The 18,131-nt window shown below is 73.0% G+C and carries 12 protein-coding genes and 1 pseudogene; 4 read left to right on the top strand and 9 right to left on the bottom strand.

All coding sequences use genetic code 11. The annotated features are described in order from the left end of the window. Window positions 1–91: 91 nt before the first annotated feature. The 5 genes from DN051_RS19170 to DN051_RS19150 are packed head-to-tail and all read right to left on the bottom strand — an operon-like array spanning window position 92 to window position 5,293. On the bottom strand, window positions 92–814 hold the full coding sequence (locus DN051_RS19170) for an ABC transporter ATP-binding protein (RefSeq protein ID WP_053756642.1): 723 nt from the start codon (window positions 812–814) through the stop codon (window positions 92–94). Further along, entirely contained in the window at window positions 807–1,787 is a 981-nt protein-coding gene (locus tag DN051_RS19165) for an ABC transporter ATP-binding protein (RefSeq protein WP_079000321.1), read from the bottom strand. The genes DN051_RS19170 and DN051_RS19165 overlap by 8 nt, the downstream gene beginning before the upstream one ends. 50 nt (window positions 1,788–1,837) lie before the next feature. Then, window positions 1,838–2,725, bottom strand: a complete 888-nt coding sequence (locus DN051_RS19160) for an ABC transporter permease (protein WP_112439150.1) — start codon at window positions 2,723–2,725, stop codon at window positions 1,838–1,840. Further along, window positions 2,715–3,683, bottom strand: a complete 969-nt coding sequence (locus DN051_RS19155) for an ABC transporter permease (protein ID WP_112442342.1) — start codon at window positions 3,681–3,683, stop codon at window positions 2,715–2,717. Before DN051_RS19155 ends, DN051_RS19160 begins: the two co-directional genes overlap by 11 nt. Window positions 3,684–3,703: 20 nt before the next feature. Further along, window positions 3,704–5,293 carry an ABC transporter substrate-binding protein gene (locus DN051_RS19150; RefSeq protein WP_112439149.1) on the bottom strand — a complete coding sequence of 530 codons (1,590 nt, stop codon included), beginning with the start codon at window positions 5,291–5,293 and terminating at the stop codon, window positions 3,704–3,706. A 284-nt stretch (window positions 5,294–5,577) separates the two neighbouring features. Between DN051_RS19150 and DN051_RS19145 the strand changes: the two genes are divergently transcribed. After that, window positions 5,578–6,255 carry an HNH endonuclease family protein gene (locus tag DN051_RS19145; RefSeq protein ID WP_053756638.1) on the top strand — a complete coding sequence of 226 codons (678 nt, stop codon included), beginning with the start codon at window positions 5,578–5,580 and terminating at the stop codon, window positions 6,253–6,255. An 87-nt stretch (window positions 6,256–6,342) separates the two neighbouring features. On the opposite strand, the pseudogene DN051_RS19140 reads toward DN051_RS19145, so the two are convergent. Next, a pseudogene (locus DN051_RS19140) lies at window positions 6,343–6,477 on the bottom strand (AraC family transcriptional regulator); the annotation flags it as partial. 264 nt (window positions 6,478–6,741) lie between these two features. Between DN051_RS19140 and DN051_RS19135 the strand changes: the two are divergent. Continuing rightward, window positions 6,742–7,845 (top strand): DNA alkylation repair protein, encoded by a 1,104-nt coding sequence (locus DN051_RS19135; protein ID WP_112439148.1) that lies wholly within the window; start codon window positions 6,742–6,744, stop codon window positions 7,843–7,845. A 93-nt stretch (window positions 7,846–7,938) separates the two neighbouring features. Here the strand turns inward: DN051_RS19135 and DN051_RS19130 are convergent, their stop codons facing one another. Further along, a complete protein-coding gene (locus tag DN051_RS19130; RefSeq protein WP_053756636.1) occupies window positions 7,939–9,549 on the bottom strand; it encodes a multicopper oxidase family protein in 1,611 nt (536 codons plus the stop codon). 163 nt (window positions 9,550–9,712) lie between these two features. Here DN051_RS19130 and DN051_RS19125 point away from each other — a divergent pair, with 163 nt between their 5' ends. Together DN051_RS19125 and DN051_RS19120 are read left to right on the top strand one after the other, a co-directional pair. Beyond that, complete coding sequence (locus DN051_RS19125; RefSeq protein ID WP_053756635.1) at window positions 9,713–10,657, top strand: RNA polymerase sigma-70 factor; 945 nt, start codon at window positions 9,713–9,715, stop codon at window positions 10,655–10,657. A 93-nt stretch (window positions 10,658–10,750) separates the two neighbouring features. Further along, window positions 10,751–11,947: an NAD(P)/FAD-dependent oxidoreductase gene (locus DN051_RS19120; protein ID WP_112439147.1), complete on the top strand. Its 1,197-nt coding sequence runs from the start codon at window positions 10,751–10,753 to the stop codon at window positions 11,945–11,947. Between the two features lie 144 nt (window positions 11,948–12,091). Here DN051_RS19120 and DN051_RS19115 read toward each other — a convergent pair whose 3' ends face one another. Next, window positions 12,092–14,419: an esterase-like activity of phytase family protein gene (locus DN051_RS19115; RefSeq protein WP_112439146.1), complete on the bottom strand. Its 2,328-nt coding sequence runs from the start codon at window positions 14,417–14,419 to the stop codon at window positions 12,092–12,094. A 226-nt stretch (window positions 14,420–14,645) separates the two neighbouring features. After that, entirely contained in the window at window positions 14,646–17,888 is a 3,243-nt protein-coding gene (locus tag DN051_RS47280) for an FG-GAP-like repeat-containing protein (protein WP_162624955.1), read from the bottom strand. Between the last annotated feature and the right edge of the window lie 243 nt (window positions 17,889–18,131).

Genomic DNA, 18,131 nt, shown 5'->3' with positions numbered 1-18,131 from the left:
GCAATCGGGGGAATACGCGTAGCTCGAAAGTGGCGTGCGGAGTGTCGCAGGTGGCGCCCGATCAGCGATTTCTTTGGGCAGCGGACGGGAATTATATTCCGGGAGTATTTTTCCACCCGTCGGCCGCTGCCGGCCTGGGTCGCCCGGTGCCCGGTTCCGCTCGGCCGAGGTCCGCCCAGTGGACGGTGCGGTCGCACCAGCGGTCCAGGAGCACCTGGTCGTGGCCCACGGCCAGCAGCCCGGCGCCGGTGTCGCGGCGGTAGTCCTCGACCACCGCGACCAGCGCCGCGGTGGTGGAGGCGTCGAGCATCGCGGTCATCTCGTCGCAGATCAGCCAGCGCGGGCGCAGTACGAGGGCGCGGGCGAGGCAGGCGCGTTGCAGCTGTCCGTCGCTGACCTCGTGCGGGCGGCGGTGCAGAAGGTCGGACGTCAGACCGACCGCGGCGGCCAACTCGGCGGTCCTGTCCGCGGCTTCCGCACGCCGGCCGGTGGCGCGCAGCGGCTCGGCGACGATGTCGCGCAGCCGCAGCCGGGGGTCCGCCGACAGCCGGGGCTGCTGGAAGACGACTCCGACGGCGGTGCGCTGGGCACGCGGGGCGCGGTGCCGCCATCGCCGTACGGGTTCGCCGTCGAGCAGCAGGCTGCCGGAGTCGGGGCGCAGCAGCAGCGCGGCGACCCGGGCCAGGGTCGACTTGCCGCACCCGCTCGGGCCGAGCAGACCGACCGCCTCACCGGGCGAGACGGTCAGGGAGGCGTCCCGCACGGCCGGCGCGTGCGGGTCGTACCCGGCGGTGATGGCGCGCAGTTCAAGCACGGACGTCCCCCGATGCGGTGGCGGATGTGGCGGCGGGCGCGGGCGCGGCGGTCGCGCCGGCCGGTGGGAGCGGGTGGTGGCAGGCGACGCCGGCGGTCGCCGCGGGCAGGGCGGCGCACGCGTCGGAGGCCCGCTCGCAGCGCGGGGCGAAGGCGCAGCCGCCGGGGAGGTCGCCGAGTTCCGGGGGCAGGCCGGGGACGGGGGTGAAGGCGCGGTCGGGCAGGGCCTGGAGGAGTCCGCGGCTGTAGGGGTGGCGCGGGCCGGGGGACCCGAAGAACGAGGGTGCGTCGGTCAGTTCGACGATCCGGCCCGCGTACATCACCGCGACCCGGTCGGCGATGCGTTCGGCCGCGGCCAGATCGTGGGTGATCATCAGCAGCGCGCGTGCGGGCCCGTCCTCGCCGCCGGGGCCGTCGACGTGGCGGCGCAGTTCGTCGACGGTGCGGTCCACCAGGTCGCGGTCCAGGCCGGTGGTCGGTTCGTCGGCGATCAGCACGGGAGCGTCACCGATCAGGGCGAGGGCGGTGGCGGCGCGCTGGGCGAGACCGCCGGAGAGCTGGTGCGGGTGGCGGTCGAGGTGGTCCTCGGGGAACGCGGCGCGCGCCGCGGCTCGCCGGGCGCGGTCCCGTACGGCGGCGCGGCCACGGGTGCCGGTCAGCGCGGCGACCGTCTCCGCCAGCTGGGAGCGGACGGTGCGCACGGGGGTGAGGTGGGCGGCCGGGCTCTGCGGGACGAGCCCGACGGTACGGCCGCGGACCGTGCGGGCCAGTGTGCGCTCGTCGGCGGCCAGCAGGTCCAGGCCGCCGACGTGGGCGCTGCCCGCCGTCTGCGCGTTGGCGGGGAGCAGCCCCAGCAGGGCGGAGGCGAGGACGGACTTGCCGCAGCCGCTCTCGCCGACCAGCGCCAGGCACTCGCCGGCCGCCACCTCGAAGTGCGCGTCGCTGACGGCGGCGATCCGGCGTCCGCCCGGCATGAGGAAGCGCACCGACAGGCCGCGCACCGACAGCGCGGCGGTTCGCTCGGTCACAGCATCAGCTCCGATCGGCGGCGGGGGTTGAGCCGCTCCCGCCAGGCCCCGGCGAGCCCGGCCAGGGCGAGGGTCGGGACGATGATGAACAGGCCGGGGAACAGCGTCGGCCACCAGTGCCCGGCGAGCAGGGAACCCCGGGCGCCCTGGATGAGGGTGCCGAGGCTCGCCAGGTGCGTGGGCATGCCCAGTCCGAGGAAGGACAGGGCCGACTCGTGCCACATGGCGTGCGGCACCATCAGCACGGCGGCCAGACCGGCCTGCGGCAGGACGGCGGGCAGCAGGTGCCGTACCGCGACCCGCCGGCGCGACGCGCCGCCGGAGACGGCGGCGTCGATGTACGGGCTGGAGCGCAGCGACAGCACCTCGGCGCGCACGATCCGCGCGGTCGACAGCCAGTGGGTGAGCGCCACCGAGACGACCACGGGCCAGACGCCCGGCCGGAACATCGCCACGATGAAGACGCCCAGCAGCAGATGCGGCACGGACGAGAACGTGTCGACCAGCCGCATCACGAGCCGGTCGACCCAGCCGCCCAGGGCGCCCGCTGCGGCCCCCACGGCGGTGCCGATCACGGTCGCGGTGAGGGCGGCGACGAGGCCGACGAGCAGGGAGACGCGCAGGCCGTAGACGCAGCGCAGCAGCAGGTCGCGGCCGAGGTCGTCGGTGCCGAACGGGTGCGACGGACTCGGCGGCAGGAGTTCGGCGGCCAGGTCGACGGCCTGCTGGTCGAGCCGGACGAGCGGCGGTACGAGCAGCACGGTGAGGGTGATCGCGGTCACCAGCACGGCGCTGACCCGCACCCGCACCGTACGGGTGGAACGGCGGCGCGTGCCGTGGGACCGCCAGGCGGTCCCGGCCGGCGCCGGGGAGTCACATGTCACTGAATCTCACCCTCGGGTCGAACAGGCCGTAGAGCAGGTCCGCGAGCAGGTTGCCGAGCAGGACGGCGGCGGTGGCCAGGGTCGTCAGGGCGGCGAGCAGCGGGAAGTCCACGGCGGTCGCGGCCTCGACGGTGGCCGCCGCGATGCCCGGCCAGCTGAAGACGCTCTCCACCAGCAGCGCGCCGGTGATCAGTTCGGGCACCCGGGAGCCGATGAGCGTGAGGACCGGCAGCAGTCCGGAGCGCAGCGCGTGTCCGAGCAGGACGGTGCGCTCGCTCAACCCCCGTGCCCGGGCCCCGCGTACGGGGTCCTCGGCGAGCGCGTCGCCGACGCCCTGGCGTACGTACAGGGCGAACCAGGGCAGTTGGGAGACGGCGAGGACCCCGGCGGGCAGCACGAGGTGCCGTGCCACCTGTCCGAAGGTGACCTGCTCGCTGGCGGTGTCGGTGAGTCCGCCGGCCGGCAGGACGCCCAGTCGGAGGGCGAACAGCCAGACGGCGAGCAGGGCGATCCAGAAGACGGGCGCCGCTTCCAGGGTGTAGGAGAGCGAGGTGACGATCCGGTCGAGCACGGATCCCGGGCGGCGGGCCGCCAGCACACCGAGCGCCGTGCCCACCAGCACGGCCGCCGCGAACGCGACCGCGCACAACAGCGCGGACCACACGAGGCGTTCGGCGATGACCTGGCCGACCGGCTGCCGCAGCACGCCGGAGTGGCCGAAGTCGCCGCCGAGGGCCGAGGTCAGCCAGTCCCACCAGCGGGCGGCGAACGGCTGGTCGGCCCCCAGGTTGGCGCGCAGCCGCTCCAGCGTCCGCTCGTCGGCGCCGAGGGCGGCGGTGCCCGCGTACGCCTTGACCGGGTCGAAGGGGGAGGCGGCGGCGATCGCGAACACGCCGAACGTGACGACGAGGAGGACGGGGACGGCGAACAGCAGCCGCCGTCCCGCCAGCCGCGCCATCGCGCCCCAGGGCGCGGCGGTCACTTCTTGGGCCGCCAGTCCTCGGCGTTCCACCACGGGCCGCTGGCGTAGCCGTGCTCGTGCGGCTCGACCTGTGTGGTCAGCCCGTCCCAGCGGTCGGCCAGCACGTACACGTGGTCGATGTGGGTCAGGAAGGTGTAACCGGGGTCCTCTACCAGTTCCCGCTGGAGCGTGTCGTAGGCCGCCTTGCGGGCCGCGGGGTCCTGGCTGCGGCGGCCGGATTCCAGGGCCTCGTCCACCGCGGCGTTGTCGTAGTGGGCCATGTTGTTGAAGCCGTCGCCGGCGAGGGAGGAGTGCAGCAGCGTGTACAGGCCGAAGTCGGGGTCCCCGGTGGAGCCGAAGCCGGCGAGCACCGCGTCGTCCTTCATCCGCGGTTCGATGACCTCCCAGGTGGCGCTCTCCACCTTCACCTCGACGCCGGCCTTCTTGGCGTCGGAGGCGTAGGCGAGGGCGTGGTCCTGGCGGACCTTGTCGCCCGCCGGGTACCGGAGCGTGAACGACGCCCGCACCCCGTCCTTGACGCGGATGCCGTCCTCGCCGGGCCGCCAGCCGGCCCGTTCCAGGATCTGCCGGGCCCCGGCGAGGTCCTGGTCGCGTTCGACGTCGCGGGCGAACCAGGGGTCGTCGAGGGGCAGCGGTCCGAAGGCGGGCCGGCCCGCTCCGTCGAGGATCTTGTCGACCATGGCCGCGCGGTCCACGGCGGAGTCCAGCGCGCGGCGGATCGCGCGGTCGCCGGTGACCTTGTTCGCGGTGGGCAGGGTGACGGCGCGGAAGTCGTAGGACGTCGCGCGGTACGTCTTGCGGCCGGCGTCGTCGCCGAAGGTGGTGGCGAGCTCGGGCGGCAGGACCGCGCCGTCGAGGTCGCCGGAGCGCAGCCGGGTGGCTCGTACGTTGTCGTCCTCGATGACGGCCATGGTGATCTTCTTCACCTCCGGCGCGCCGCCCCAGTAGCCGGGGTTGGCCCTGAAGACGAGCTTCTCGCCCTTGCTCCAGCCGGCCAGCAGGTACGGTCCGGTGCCGACCGGTTCGGTGTTGAAGGAGCCGGTGTTGGGGTCCTGCCCGCCCGCGAGGTGCTCCGGGACGATCGGCAGCACGGTGCGCGCGGCGAAGGGCGAGTACGGGTACTTGAGGGTGAAGACGACCTTGTCGTCGCCCTGTGCCCGCACCTCGTCGACCGCGTCCAGCTCGCTCTTGTGGACGTTGTTGGTCCGGTCGTCGAGGACCGTCCGGTACGTGAAGACCACGTCGGCGGCGGTCAGCGGCTCGCCGTCGCTGAACTTCACCCCGTCGCGCAGGGTGAAGGTGTACGTGAGGCCGTCGTCGGCCACCTCGGGCAGCGCCTCGGCCAGCGCCGGTCTCAGCTCCAGGTTCTCGTCCCGGGTCAGCAGACCGTCGAAGATCTTGGAGTTGCCGTCCTTGCCGTAGCCGAGCAGCGGGCTGAACGTGTCCGGTTCGTACCCCACCCCGATCACGACGGACGTCGCGGAGTCGCCGCCGCCCGCACCGCCGCCCCCGGGAGCCGAGCAGGCGGCCACCGAGGCGAGCACCCCGGCGGTGGCCGCTGCCGCGCGTATTCGTCGGACCGTCATCGAACCTCACACCCCTGTTGCTGGACAAACGCTGTTGCATATTAATTGCAGATAGGACTACCCCGCGTGATCTGGTGCCAGTCCGCGAACAGGAGACGGCGCGGGCGCCCGGGGCGCGGGCCGGGGCACTCGCCCTCGCGGGCCGCCTTCTCCGGCGAGCCGACCGGGAGTTCCTCCATCGGGTGCCTCCTGGCACACCCGTACGGTGAACTCGCGCCTCCATGTGGCGCATTCGTTCGAGTTGAACCCCTCGAACGAGGTACACGCGGTCGATTCTGCGATGCGTGATCAAGAACCTCAGGCGTGCCGCGGTCGCGGCCGCACTCCTCCTCGTGCCCTTCGCGGCACCCACTCCGGCTCACGCGTACGACCGGCCGGCCGAGACGTACACCGTTCCGATGACGGCCGCGATCGAGGGCCTGCCCCTCGCCGCCGAGGTACGGGACGGCTACCAGCGCACGAGCTTCCGACACTGGAACACGGGCCAGAACCCCGCGGACGGCTGCAACACCCGGGCGGAGGTGCTCATCGCCGAGGCGCTGGAGCCGCCCGAGGTGCTCCCCGGCTGCAAGCTCTCGGGCGGGCGCTGGTGGTCGTACTACGACGCCCGATGGGTCACCGCGGCCTCCGCCCTGGACGTCGACCACATGGTGCCGCTCGCCGAGGCCTGGGACTCCGGGGCGTCGCAGTGGACCGCCGGACGGCGTGAGGCGTACGCCAACGACCTGGGCGCCGACACCTCCCTCGTCGCCGTCTCCGCGGCCTCCAACCGCAGCAAGGCCGACCAGGACCCGGCCCAGTGGCTGCCGCCGGCCGTCGACGTCACGTGCCGGTACGCCGCGGAGTGGGTGGCGACCAAGCTCCGCTGGGAACTCACCGCCGACGCCGTGGAACTCGCCGCGCTCACCGAGGTCGCTGAGGCGTGCCCCGCCACGACAGTGACCTACGAGTCCGCGCCGTAGGCCGGTTCGTCGTGGATCCGCCCCGTCCCCGGCGGGGCGGATCCACGACGGGTGATCGGGTTCGCCCGGCCGCCGCTCGACCGGTCGTCAGAACCGCCGGTCCGGGGGGCCGTCGTGCGGGCCACCGGGGCGGGGACGGGCGCGGAAGGTGCGGCGGTAGGCGTCCGGCGGCACGCCGAGCGTGCGGTTGAAGTGCCGGCGCAGCGTCGTCGCGGTACCCATGCGCTGCCGGTGGCCGGGCCCGCCCTGTCCGCGGCGGGTGGCGCGACGGCGCGCTGCGCCGGTGGCCGGGCCGGCTCCGTCCGCGCGGCAGGGGGCACGGTGTCGCGCCGCGCCGGTTGCCGGACCGGCCCTGTCCGCGGCGGGTGGCGCGCTGCGCCGGTGGCCGGGGGCTCTGTCAGTGGTGCGTGGCACGATCGATCGGGAAGCCGGGGCCGACCCGGGAGGACCCGGTGCGAGCCGGGAGAGAACCGGGAAACGACGTCCATGCCCTTCGCCGACGAACTCATCAACGCCCGTACCGCGCGCTCACTGACGGAGGCCGTCCGCGCCGCGTCCCCGGGTGCTGAGCCCGCCGCGCTGCGGGCCGCCGAACAGCAGGTCGGCCCCCTCTCGCTGCGCGAGCGGGCCGACCTGCTGCGGGACGCCCTGCTCGCGGACGTGCCCGGGGACTACGCCGAGCTGGCGCGGGTGGTGCGGGCCGCCCGGGACGGCGCGCCGGAATTCGGCGGGTGGCTGATCTGGCCGGTCACGAGCGCCGTCGCCACGAAGGCCGTCGGCGAGGGCACCGACGAGGCTTTCGACGACGCGATGGCGCTGCTGGCCGACCTCACCGGCCGGCTGACTTCGGAGTTCGCCGTCCGCTTGCTGCTGCGGCACGACCTCGACCGGGCGCTCGGCGTCGTCACCGGATGGACGGCGTCCGCCGACCCCGATGTGCGCCGCCTCGCCTCGGAGGGCACCCGGCCCTACCTGCCCTGGTCCATCCGGGTCCCGGCGCTGATCGCCCGTGCCGGCGTGACCGTGCCCGTCCTGGACGCCCTGTACGACGACGACAGCGAGTACGTCCGCCGCTCGGTCGCCAACCACCTCAACGACCTCAGCCGCGACGACGCCGACCTCGTCGTGACCACCGCCGGCCGCTGGCTCGCCGCCCCGGCCCCGACGACCGGGCGGCTGGTCCGCCACGGACTGCGCACCCTCGTCAAGCGCGGCCATCCCGGCGCGCTGGAACTGCTCGGCTTCCCGCCGGCGGCGGTCGACGTCGACGGGCCGGTGCTCGACCGCACCCGGGTGCCGTTCGGCGGCAGCGTCCGCTTCACCGCGACCGTCCGCAACACCGGCGCCGACGAGGCCCGGCTCTCGATCGACTACGTCGTGCACCACCACAAGGCCAACGGCTCGCAGACCGCCAAGACGTTCAAACTCACCACCCGCACCCTCGCGCCGGGCGAGTCGGTGCACCTGAGCCGTGAGCACTCCTTCCGGCCCATCACGACCCGCCGCTACCACCCGGGCCCGCACGCCATCGCCCTCCAGGTCAACGGCGTGGCGACGTCGCCGGCGCCGTTCGACCTGGAGACGCCCTGACGGACGTCGCCGCCGCGGACGCCCGGCGAGGAGCCGTGCACCGGCTCGCCGGGCGCCCGCGGGTGAGGACGGGTGATCCGCGCCCGGCCCCCGTCACTTCCGGTAGCCGAGGATGGTCATCATCCCGGACTCGGAGTGGTACTGGTTGTGGCAGTGCAGCATCCACAGACCGGGGTTGTCGGCGTAGAAGTCGATGACCAGTTTGTGGTGCGGCAGCACATGCGCGGTGTCCTTGCGGGCGCCGGCGGTGCCGAAGCCGGTCAGGGCGAACGTGTGTCCGTGCAGGTGCATCGGATGCCACATGTCGGTGGCGTTGATCAGGGTCAGACGGATCCGTTCACCCTCGCGGATCGGGACGCGCTGCTTGATGGAGTACGTCTTGTGGTCGAATCCCCAGTCGAACTTCGCCATGCCACCGGTCAGTTTGATGCGCATCTCCCGGTCCGGCTCGGCGTCGCCGAGGGCCACGGACTCGTGCGGCACGAGCCGTCTGGCGGGCACGATCCGGCGGTCGAGCTCGGAGGGGTGCGCGGAGGGCCCGGGGATGCCCCCGCTGCTGGTGCGCAGGACCGCGAGGGCTTTTCTGCCCTTGCCCTCGGCGAGCGCGACCAGCGGGAACACCCCGTCCTTGGCGGTGATCAGCACGTCGTAGCGTTCGGCCATGCCGAGCAGCAGGGCGTCGGTCGTCATGGGTTCGACCGGGTAGCCGTCCGTGTGCGTCACCGTCATCTCGTGACCGCCCAGCGCCACCCGGAAGGCCGTGTCGCCGCCGGCGTTGATGATCCGCAGCCGGATACGGTCCCCGGGCCGGGCGTGGAACACCGACGGGGCCTGCGACAGACGGCCGTTGACCAGGTAGTGCGGGTAGTCGACGTTGCCGCCGACGCTCTCCAGGATGCGGCTGCGCGAGCCGTGCAGGACACGGTTCGGCCCGGATCCGGCGCGTTCCGGGCCGTGCCCGCCGGACCTGCCGTGCCCGCTGTCCTCACCCATGTCCATCGACACGGCCCGGCCGTTGCGCAGCTGCGACAGCACGCCGTCCGGGGTGGATCCGGACACGCCGTCCACCCAGTCGTCCAGGACGACGACCCACTCCTTGTCGTAGGACAACGGCTCCTTCGGGTCCTCGACGATCAGCGGGGCGTACAGGCCGCGGTCGAGCTGCATGCCCGAGTGCGAGTGCAGCCAGTAGGTGCCGGGATGGGGCACCGCGAAGCGGTAGGAGAAGTCCTCGCCGGGCTCGATGGAACGCTGCGTCAGACCCGGTACGCCGTCCATGTCGCAGCGCATCCGCACACCGTGCGAGTGCAGCGTCGTCGACTCGCGCAGGTGGTTGGCGAGCGTCAGATCGAGCACGTCACCCGCGTTGATACGGATCTCCTTGCCGGGCAGCGAGTCGCCGTACGCCCACGACCTGACGGTCCGCCCGCCGAGGTCGAGCGACGTCTCGGTGGCGGTGAGCCTGAACCGGCGGACCGGCCCCGATCCGCGTCTCCTCTCGACGGCGACGACCTCGGGATCGGACGGGTTGACGAAACCCTTGGGTCCCTCGGGGATGAAGCCGCCGCCGCTGTGCCTGCCACCCGTCCGGTCGGGCGCCCCGGTCCCGGGGGCCACACCGGGCCCGGTGCAGGCTGTCAGGGCTCCCGAGCCGGCGGCCACGACCGAGGCACCGAGCAAAGTGCGCCGCGTAATTTTGTGCATGGGCAAATAAGACCTGGTTTGTGGTCTTATATGTGAGAACTGAAACGGCGCGTCTCATGAATCGCGGCCACCGTACGAGGGGGCGTGGCCCGGCCCGCGGGGCCGGGACGCGTCGTGCACACGGACGACCGCTCGCGTGGACGGCGGCACTAGGATCCGGGCCATGGCCCTGACCCCGAACGACGTGGATCGGTTCGAGGCCTCCAGGCCCCGCCTGGAAGCCATCGCCTATCGCCTCCTCGGCTCGGCGAGCGAGGCCGAGGACGCCGTGCAGGAGACGTTCCTGCGCTGGCAGGCCGCCGACATCGGCCACATCCGCGTCCCCGAGGCGTGGTTGACGAAGGTGCTCACCAACCTGTGCCTCAACCAGCTCGCCTCGGCCCGCGCGCGGCGCGAGACCTATGTGGGCCGGTGGCTGCCCGAGCCGCTTCTCGCCGGGGACCCGATGCTCGGCCCGGCCGACACCGCCGAACAGCGCGAGTCGGTGTCGTACGCCGTCCTCGTCCTGCTGGAGCGCCTGTCCCCCGACGAGCGGGCGGTGTACGTCCTGCGGGAGGCCTTCGACTACCCGCACCGCGAGATCGCCGGGATCCTCGACATCAGCGAGGCCGCCAGCCAGCAGATCCTCCACCGCGCCAGGAAGCACGTCGCGGACGGCAGGGCCCGCAGCGAGATCGACGAGGCCGCCGCCCGGCGGGTCGTCGCCGAGTTCCTCACCGCCGCCACCAGCGGCCGGACCGAACCGCTCGTGCGGCTGCTCACCGAGGACGTCGTCTCGGTCGGCGACGGCGGCGGGAAGGTCCCGGCCCGCGCCAAGGCGTTCGAGGGTGCCCTCGCGGTGGCGAAGTTCCTGCGGGGCCTGTTCGTCCCCGCCAAGGCCAAGCGCGACCTGGTCGGCGGCTCACCCGCGCTGTACGCGACGACCGCCAACGGCGGCCCCGCGCTGGTCGCGGTCGTCGACGGCCGGGTCGTCGGCGTGATGTGCCTGGAGATCACCGCCGAGGGCATCGCCGCGTTCCGCAACCAGGTCAACCCCGACAAGCTCGAACGCGCGACCCTGCGCTGGGCCGCGACCGAACACGGCGATCCCCTGCTCCACGCCTTCTGATCCGGTTGTGAGCTGCTTCACACCGTGTTCCCGTCAGGGATCGGCGGGCCACCCGGTTCAAGTGGCGACCCCGCTGAAGACAGGAGCAAGAAGATGCAGCACCGCATCATCGTCCTGGGTGCCGGATACGCCGGAGCCATCGCCGCCGGGCGCCTCGCGAGGCGGCTGCGCCGTGAGGACGTCGCCATCACCCTCGTCAACGCCGAACCCGATTTCGTCGAGCGCGTCCGGATGCACCAACTCGCGGTCGGCCAGGACCTCAGGTCCCGTCCCCTCGCCGAGATGTTCGCCGGCACCGGTGTCGCCGTGCGGCTCGCGCGGGTCACCGCCGTCGACGTCGACCGCCGCACGGTCGCCGTCACCGACGAGGACGGCGCGGCGGAACTGCCCTACGACACCCTCGTGTACGCGCTCGGCAGCGCCTGGCACGACCAGGGCGTCCCCGGCACCGCCGAACACGCCGCCGAGATCGCCGGCCGCCCCGGCGCACTTCGGCTGCGTGAACGCCTGGCCCGGCTGGACGCCGGAGCGTCCGTCGTCGTGGTCGGCGGCGGTCTCACCGGGCTGGAAGCCGCCACCGAGATCGCCGAGGCCCGCCCGGACCTGGACGTCGCCCTCGCAGCCCGCGGCCGACTGGGCGACCGGCTCTCGCCCAAGGGCCGTCGGCACCTGCGGAAGGTCTTCGACAAGCTCGGCATCACCGTGCACGACGACGTCGCCGTGACCGGCGTCGGCGCCGACCACGTCAGCACCGCGGACGGCACGTCCATTCCGGCCGCACTGACCGTGTGGACCACCGGCTTCGCCGTCCACCCCATCGCGCGGGCCACCGCCCTGGAGGTCACCGACACGGGCCGGATCGTCGTCGACGCGACGATGCGCTCGGTCTCGCACCCCGACGTGTACGCCATCGGCGACGCCGCCCTGGCCATGGGCCCCGGCGGCAAGCCGCTGCGCATGTCGTGCGCCTCCGGCACCCCCATGGCATGGCAGGCAGCCGACGCCGTCGCGGCCCGCCTGACCGGCGGAAAACTGCCCGAGGTGCCGCTGCGCTACTTCAACCAGTGCATCTCCCTGGGCCGCCGGGAGGGCCTGATCCAGTACGTCACCGCCGACGACCGCTCGGTCCGGTCGGCGCTGACGGGCCGGCTCGCCGCCGGCTACAAGGAACTGGTCTGCAAGGGCGCGGCCTGGTCCGTCGCCCACCCGACCCTCGGTCTCCCGACCCGGCGCCGCCGAGTGGTGCGGGAACCGGCCGGGCAGGCCGCGGCAGCCACGACACCGGCCTGACCCGGCCGGGCGGGGGGTGCGGCGCGCGCCGCTGAACGCGGCGCGGCGCGCGCCGAACCTCGACGGGCGCGCGCCGCCGGGTGTCGTAGGGCGCGCGCCGCCGAGTGCCGTGCGGCGCGCGCCCGCGGAGTGCCGTACGACCGGTCAGCCGCGCCGGCCGAAGACCTTCTTGCCGGAACCGAGGTTCAGGAAGACCGTCTCCCCGGTGGCGTTGTCCAGGCCGTCGTTGTCGGTCACGGCGTAGACCTCGCCGTCGCCGGCCACGGCCAGCCCCTCCAGCTTCTCCTGGGTCCAGCCGTTCGTCGCCCGCAGGTCGGGCAGCACGTCGTGGGCCAGCTTCTTCGCCAGCACGGGCAGCGAACCCGGTGCCGAGGCCGACTTCGGCAGCTCGACCGTGTAGATCCGCTTGACCCGGGCGGCCGGGCCGTTCAGCTTGTCGCGCTCGATGACCGCGAGCCGGTCGCCGACCACGGTGATCTCCGAGAGGCCGATCCAGTCACCCGGCGTCGCGGTGGAACCGAGCCGGTAGCCGAACCAGCTCCAGGTATCGGCCTCGACGTCGTACCGGCCGAGCCGGACCACACCCGCCGGGTCGGTCGCCACCTCGCGCTGGAGCGTCGCCCAGACGATCTCGCGGCCGTGCCGGTCGGTGGTCGCGGTGACCCCTTCGAAGCCCTGTCCGCCGAGGCCCGCCGCCACGTCGGCCGGCAGCGGCACGACCTGGCGGGTCACGCCGTCGCGGTCCAGCCGGACCAGCTGGTTGCCCGTACCGGTCTTGCCCTCCACGGCGAGCCAGTAGCCGCCCTGCGGCCGGGCGTGGATGCCCTCGGCGTCATAGCCGACCGGCTTTCCCGCGGCGTCCTTGACGGTCAGCGCCCGGGTGACGGTCGTCGGCTGCCGCGCCGTGTCGACGGTCAGGATCCTGGTGGGGGAGTACACGGCGTCGGTGACGGTGTACAGCTGGTGCGGCTTGCCGGGGACGGCGGACAGCGCGCCGAGCGCGCCCCAGCCGATCGGAGCGCCGGTGGAATCCTCCGCCGAGACGACGCCCGGGAACTCGGGGGTGCCCTTGCCGAGGCGGAACAGGCTGACCGTGGCCCGTACGCCGGTCTCGGCGTCGTCCTCCTCGCTGGAGACCGCGAGCAGGCCGCGCGACGGGATCGGCAGCAGGCCCTCGGGCCCGTTGGTGGCGGGCAGAACCTGCCGGAAGACCGGGCGGGTCGGATTGCTGATGTCGTAGACCGCGACGAAGTTGCTCCGCTCCGAGCCGACGAAGGCGTAGCGCACCCCGCGGTACTCGGCGATCACCACGCCCTCCGGCTCGGTGCCCTTCTTCTCGGCCCGGTCCTCGTTGTGCAGCCCGTGCCGCACCGCGATCCGCTCGAAGCTGTTGCCGGCGTCCCAGACCACCTTGCCGGTCCGGCTGTCGAAGACGGACCAGCCCCGCGTACCGCCGCGCCAGTCGCCCTCGTTGGCGGTCGCCAGGTAGCGGTCGTCGATCCAGCCCAGCGCGTCGGGCTCGCGCGGCACGTCGGTGATCGAGCCGGTCAGGTCGATCCGGCCGTCCTCGACCGTGTCGATACCGCTCACCGACGCCGTACCGGCGCTGAACGCCTTGGTGATCCGGCCGGTCGGCAGGTCGACGAGCACGACGCCGTTGTTCTCCTGGAGCGTCACGGCGAGCTGGTCACGGCCGTTGACGGAGACGTACTCCGGTTCCGGGTCGGTCGGTTCGGCGATCCCGGCGGCGGCCAGCACGGGCAGCGCCGTACCGTCGGGCTGGGTGAGCGGCACGGCCCGGGTGCGCCAACCGGTCGGCGACGAGATGGACTTGAGGTCCACGATCTGCACGAACCCGGCCGGAGCCTGCGGCAGGTCGCCCTCCTCCCCGCCGGGCGGGGTGGCCTCCTCGTCCCGCTCGTTCTCGATCGCGATGGCGGCGTACCGCTTGTCCTTGCTGACCACGATGGAGTCGGGCTGCCCGCCGAGGTCGAAGCTCGCGACCCGCCGGCGGTCGCGCAGCGAGATGACGTCGAGCCGGCCGGACGGGTCGGCGTGGCTCGCGCTGGTGTTCACCACCACGAGGACGTACTGGCCGACCACGGACACCGAGGTCGGCTCGTCCTCGGCGTCACCGAGCCGGGCCAGCGACAGCGTGCCCAGGCCGCGCGGGCGTCCGGGGTCCCCGATGTCGAGGAACCCGATCCGCCGGGCGGCGGCGTCGGTGTGCACGAGGGTGCGGCCGTCCTCGCTGACCGCCGATATCTCCGCGACGGTGGCGGCCGCGGCGTCCTCGCCGGCGGGGCGGTTCTGGAAGACCGGGTAGGTGGCGGTGCGCTCGAACGCCGCGGGCCGCTGGGCGCCGTGCCCGCCGCCGGTTCTCTGCTCCGCGTTCGCCACGCCCGCGCCCGCCAGGGAGCCGGCGGCCACGGCGAGGGCCGCGAGCGCGGCGTAGGTTCTCTTCTGGGACATCGTTCCTCCGGTGGGTCCACTACGGCGCCGGATCGTGCCACTCCCGGACAAAGCCAGCCGGGACGAGAGAGTGAACGGGGGGCGAAGATCGGGTACTTCGCCTGACGCGGGGGTGGGGGGTGGTTCCCGGGGAGGCCGCGGGGCCGGTGCCGGAGGAGGAGCCGGGCGGGGCAGGAAGGCCCTGTGACGCCGGCCGGCGGCCGGCGGCGCCACAGGGCGAGGTGGCTCACACGACGGCCTTGTACCCCTGCCAGCCCGTCGTGATCTTCGAACGACCGCCGATCGAGCCCTTGCCGTCACCGCTGTTGCGCCACACGTTCCCGCTCGTGTCGCGGGAGACCAGGTCGGCTTTTCCGTCGCCGGTGATGTCGCCCACCCCGACGACCGCGTTGTACGAGGCACCCCAGCCGGAGGCGACTTTCACGCGGGCGCCGAACGTACCCTTGCCCGTGCCGTTGTAGCGGTACAGGTTGTTCGACTTGTCCTGAGCGAGGAGGTCACCGATGCCGTCACCGTTCAGATCGCCGGCGCCGATGACCTTCTTGTACGTCTTCCAGCTGTCGTACAGCTTCACGCGCGCCGACAGTTTGCCCGCGCTCGTGCCCTTGTAGAGGTAGACGGCACCGGTCGAGGCGCTGCGGGCGAGCAGGTCCGGGCGGCCGTCGCCGCTGACGTCACCGGGCGAGGCCAGCACGTCGTACTGGTTCCAGCCGGACGTGCCGAGGGAGGTGTACGGCGTCGAGGGGGTCGGTGCCTTGCCGCAGGCGGGGCGATAGGCCCGCAGCGCGCCGCTGCTCAGCCGGACCAGGGTGTCGTTGCACCGGTCGCCGTCGAGGTCGCCGTACGGCACGAATTTCGCGCTCGTCGGCCAGCCGCTGCCGGACACCTTGCTGCCCAACGTGCCCGTGCCGGTGCCGCGCTGGACGGTGAGTGTGCCGGAGGAGTTGAGGGTCAGGACGTCACCGACACCGTCGTTGCCCGCGTAGTCGCGGGGGGCCGCCGCTCCGGTCGTCACCTTGACGCTGCCGGAGAGGCTGAGGGCGGTGCCCTGGCCGTCGGCGGGCTGGGCGGTGAGCGACCAGGTGTAGGTGCCGTTGGCGACGAGGCGGCCGGCGGAGTCCTTGCCGTCCCATGCGGCCGTCAGCAGTCCGCGGGCGCCGGAGCCGGACACGGTACGCACGGTGGCTCCGGAAGCCTTGTTGCGGATCGTCACCTTCCATGAAGCGGCGGGCTTCGACAGCCACCAAGTACCCGACCAGCTCGCGGTCTTGTTCGTGACAGAGGAGTCGATCGCCGTCATCGCGGAAGCCGGGAAGCCGGGCGGCACCACGTGGACGCGCTGCTTGGTGTCCACGTACGCCACGCCGCCGCCGAAGCGGTCCACGGTCCAGTCGGTACCCACCAGGCCCTTCTTCCGGCCGATTTCGGTCCAGTGGGCCACTTTGCGGCTCGGCAGTTCCGCGTGGTCGCCGCTGGACGGCAGTCCGCCGTGCAGGTCGAAGAGCGTCAGCCCGCTGACCGATTGGGTGCCGGAGAGGTGCTCGACCAGGTAGCCGTCGCCGAGCAGAACCGGCCCTTCGGGGGCGCTCGCCACGCGCTTGGTCGTACGGTCGTAGAGGCCCGAGCCCAGCACCTCGCCCCAGGAGTCCACACAGGTCCAGTACACCCAGCGGCCCACCGCCTGCAGTTCGGACGGGTTGCAGCCGTCGCGGGTGGTGAAGGACTCCACGGTGCCACCGGACGGGAGCCGGGTGGCCGTGACTCTGCCGCCGGTGGCCGTCCCGCTCCAGAGGGTGTCGCCCCACACGGCCGCGGCGACGCGGTCGCGCTTCTGGAGGACCTTCGGCGTCGTCCCGTCGACGGGGAACTCGGCGATGTACTGCTGACCGGAGGACGCGCCGTCGACGACCGCGTACCGTCCGGAGAGATCCTGGAGTTCCGGAGAACTGTCGCCGATGTCGAGGCGAGGGCCCCAGCCGGTGTCGCCGTTGGTGTACAGCATGGTCAGGCCGGACTCGGTGGAGTACCGGCGGCCGTGGCGACCGGTGCCGTCGGCGAGCAGCTTGATGCCGTCCCATGCGGTGACCAGAGCGTCCACACTGGACTTCGCCACGCCGGGGGTGCCGCCGGTGGCGAGCCAGGTGCTGCGGTACGCGCCCAGGATCGCGGCCGGCTCGTACCGCGTGCTGTTGTCGGCTGTGGTGACGACGCCGCTGCCGAACGCGAGTCCGCGTACCGTCGCGGGCATCGGCTGCACGGCGGTCACGCGGGTGCGGGTGACCGAGCCGTCGGCGCCCGGCGCGATCCGGTACACGCCCCAGTCGAGGTCGCCCCTCTCCAGGAACTTCTCGGCACCCGCCACCAGGACGGAGCCGTCCGGGGCCTGGACCATTTCGTAGGCGGCCGGGTCCATGACCCTGGTCAGGTCGGTGTCCGTGCCGTCGGAGGTCAGGGCCCACAAGGGCCGGCCCCGGTATCTGTTGTCGCCGGACGACAGCGGTTCCACGCCGAGCAGCGCGTCGCCGACCGTCCCGTACGCGGCTTCGAGGCCCATGGAGCTCGTGTCGAAGGTGCGGGGTGCGGCGGACAGATCGTCGCGGTCGTAGACGTCGGCCTTGGCGGGCTCGGTCCGCAGTCGCAACACCGAGTCGGCGCCCAGCCGGAAGCCGGTCACCTCCCACTCGTTTTCGGGGCGGACCCGGTCGGGCAGCGCGCTGAACGTGCCGGTGGCGAGGTCGACGATGCCCCAGCGGTCGGGACCGTCCACGGTGTATCTGAGAATGACGGACCGCGCGTCGCCGTCCTCGATCTGGAAGTCGCTGCCTTGCGGCAGCCCGGTGACGGGAGTCCGAGTGGGCTCGCCCCCGGTCGTCGCACGCCAGATCTGGAAGCTGTCCGGGATGCCGTTGTACCCGTAGGTGCTGGTGAGGACCGCGTCACCGAAGGTGCCCCGGTAGGAGTGGCGCTCGGGCAGCGCCACCACGGCGGTGCCGCCCGAGGTACCGGCCCCCTCGATCAGGGTGACCTTGCGGTCCTCGTTCGAATAGAGGGCGACGGTGTCGGAACCTTCCCCGTAATAGCCGGGTTCGGAGGGCGCGGACCGGGTGAAGTAGCCGCCGTCGATGTCGTACTGGAGGTCGAAGTCCAGCTCTTGCTCCAGCGCGGTCGTGGTGCCGGTGGCGTATTCCGTCCACAGGAGCCGGTAATCGCCCTCCTGGGCCCACAGGAAGCCGCTGGTGCCGGCGTTGAGGATCTGCGTGGCCCTGGGAACGGCACGCGGGGCCGCGTCCAGGACGACTTCGCCGGCGACCGCGGCGACGGCCGGGGACGGCGGGGCGGTGAGGGGGAGACCGAGACTCAGCGCCGCCGCCAGGACGGCCGCGGCCCGCGCCGCGGCCGGGCCCGGCCGCGTTGAAGCCGCTCCGAGAGACGGTCTGTGTCTGTGACGAGTTCGGCCGAGTCGGGCCACCGTTCCTCCAGGAGCGAAAAAAGCCAAGAAGAAGGCATGGCGGGACGTACGGCATCGCCCTGGCAACTTCCCGGCCCCCCAGCCGCTCCCCCACGCGCGTGAGCGCGAAGCGTAACAGCATGGCCATGCCCGCTACCTCGGCACCTTCGCTTGTACCGCGACAGAACCGGGCGGCCGGGACCAGGCGTACGAGGACTTCCGGCAGGCACGGCAGCGCGTCCTGGAAATGGCTCGTGCCGGCCT

It is taken from the genome of Streptomyces cadmiisoli, from assembly GCF_003261055.1.
Taxonomy (GTDB): Bacteria; Actinomycetota; Actinomycetes; order Streptomycetales; family Streptomycetaceae; genus Streptomyces; species Streptomyces cadmiisoli.
This window is presented reverse-complemented; position numbering and strand designations above follow the sequence as displayed.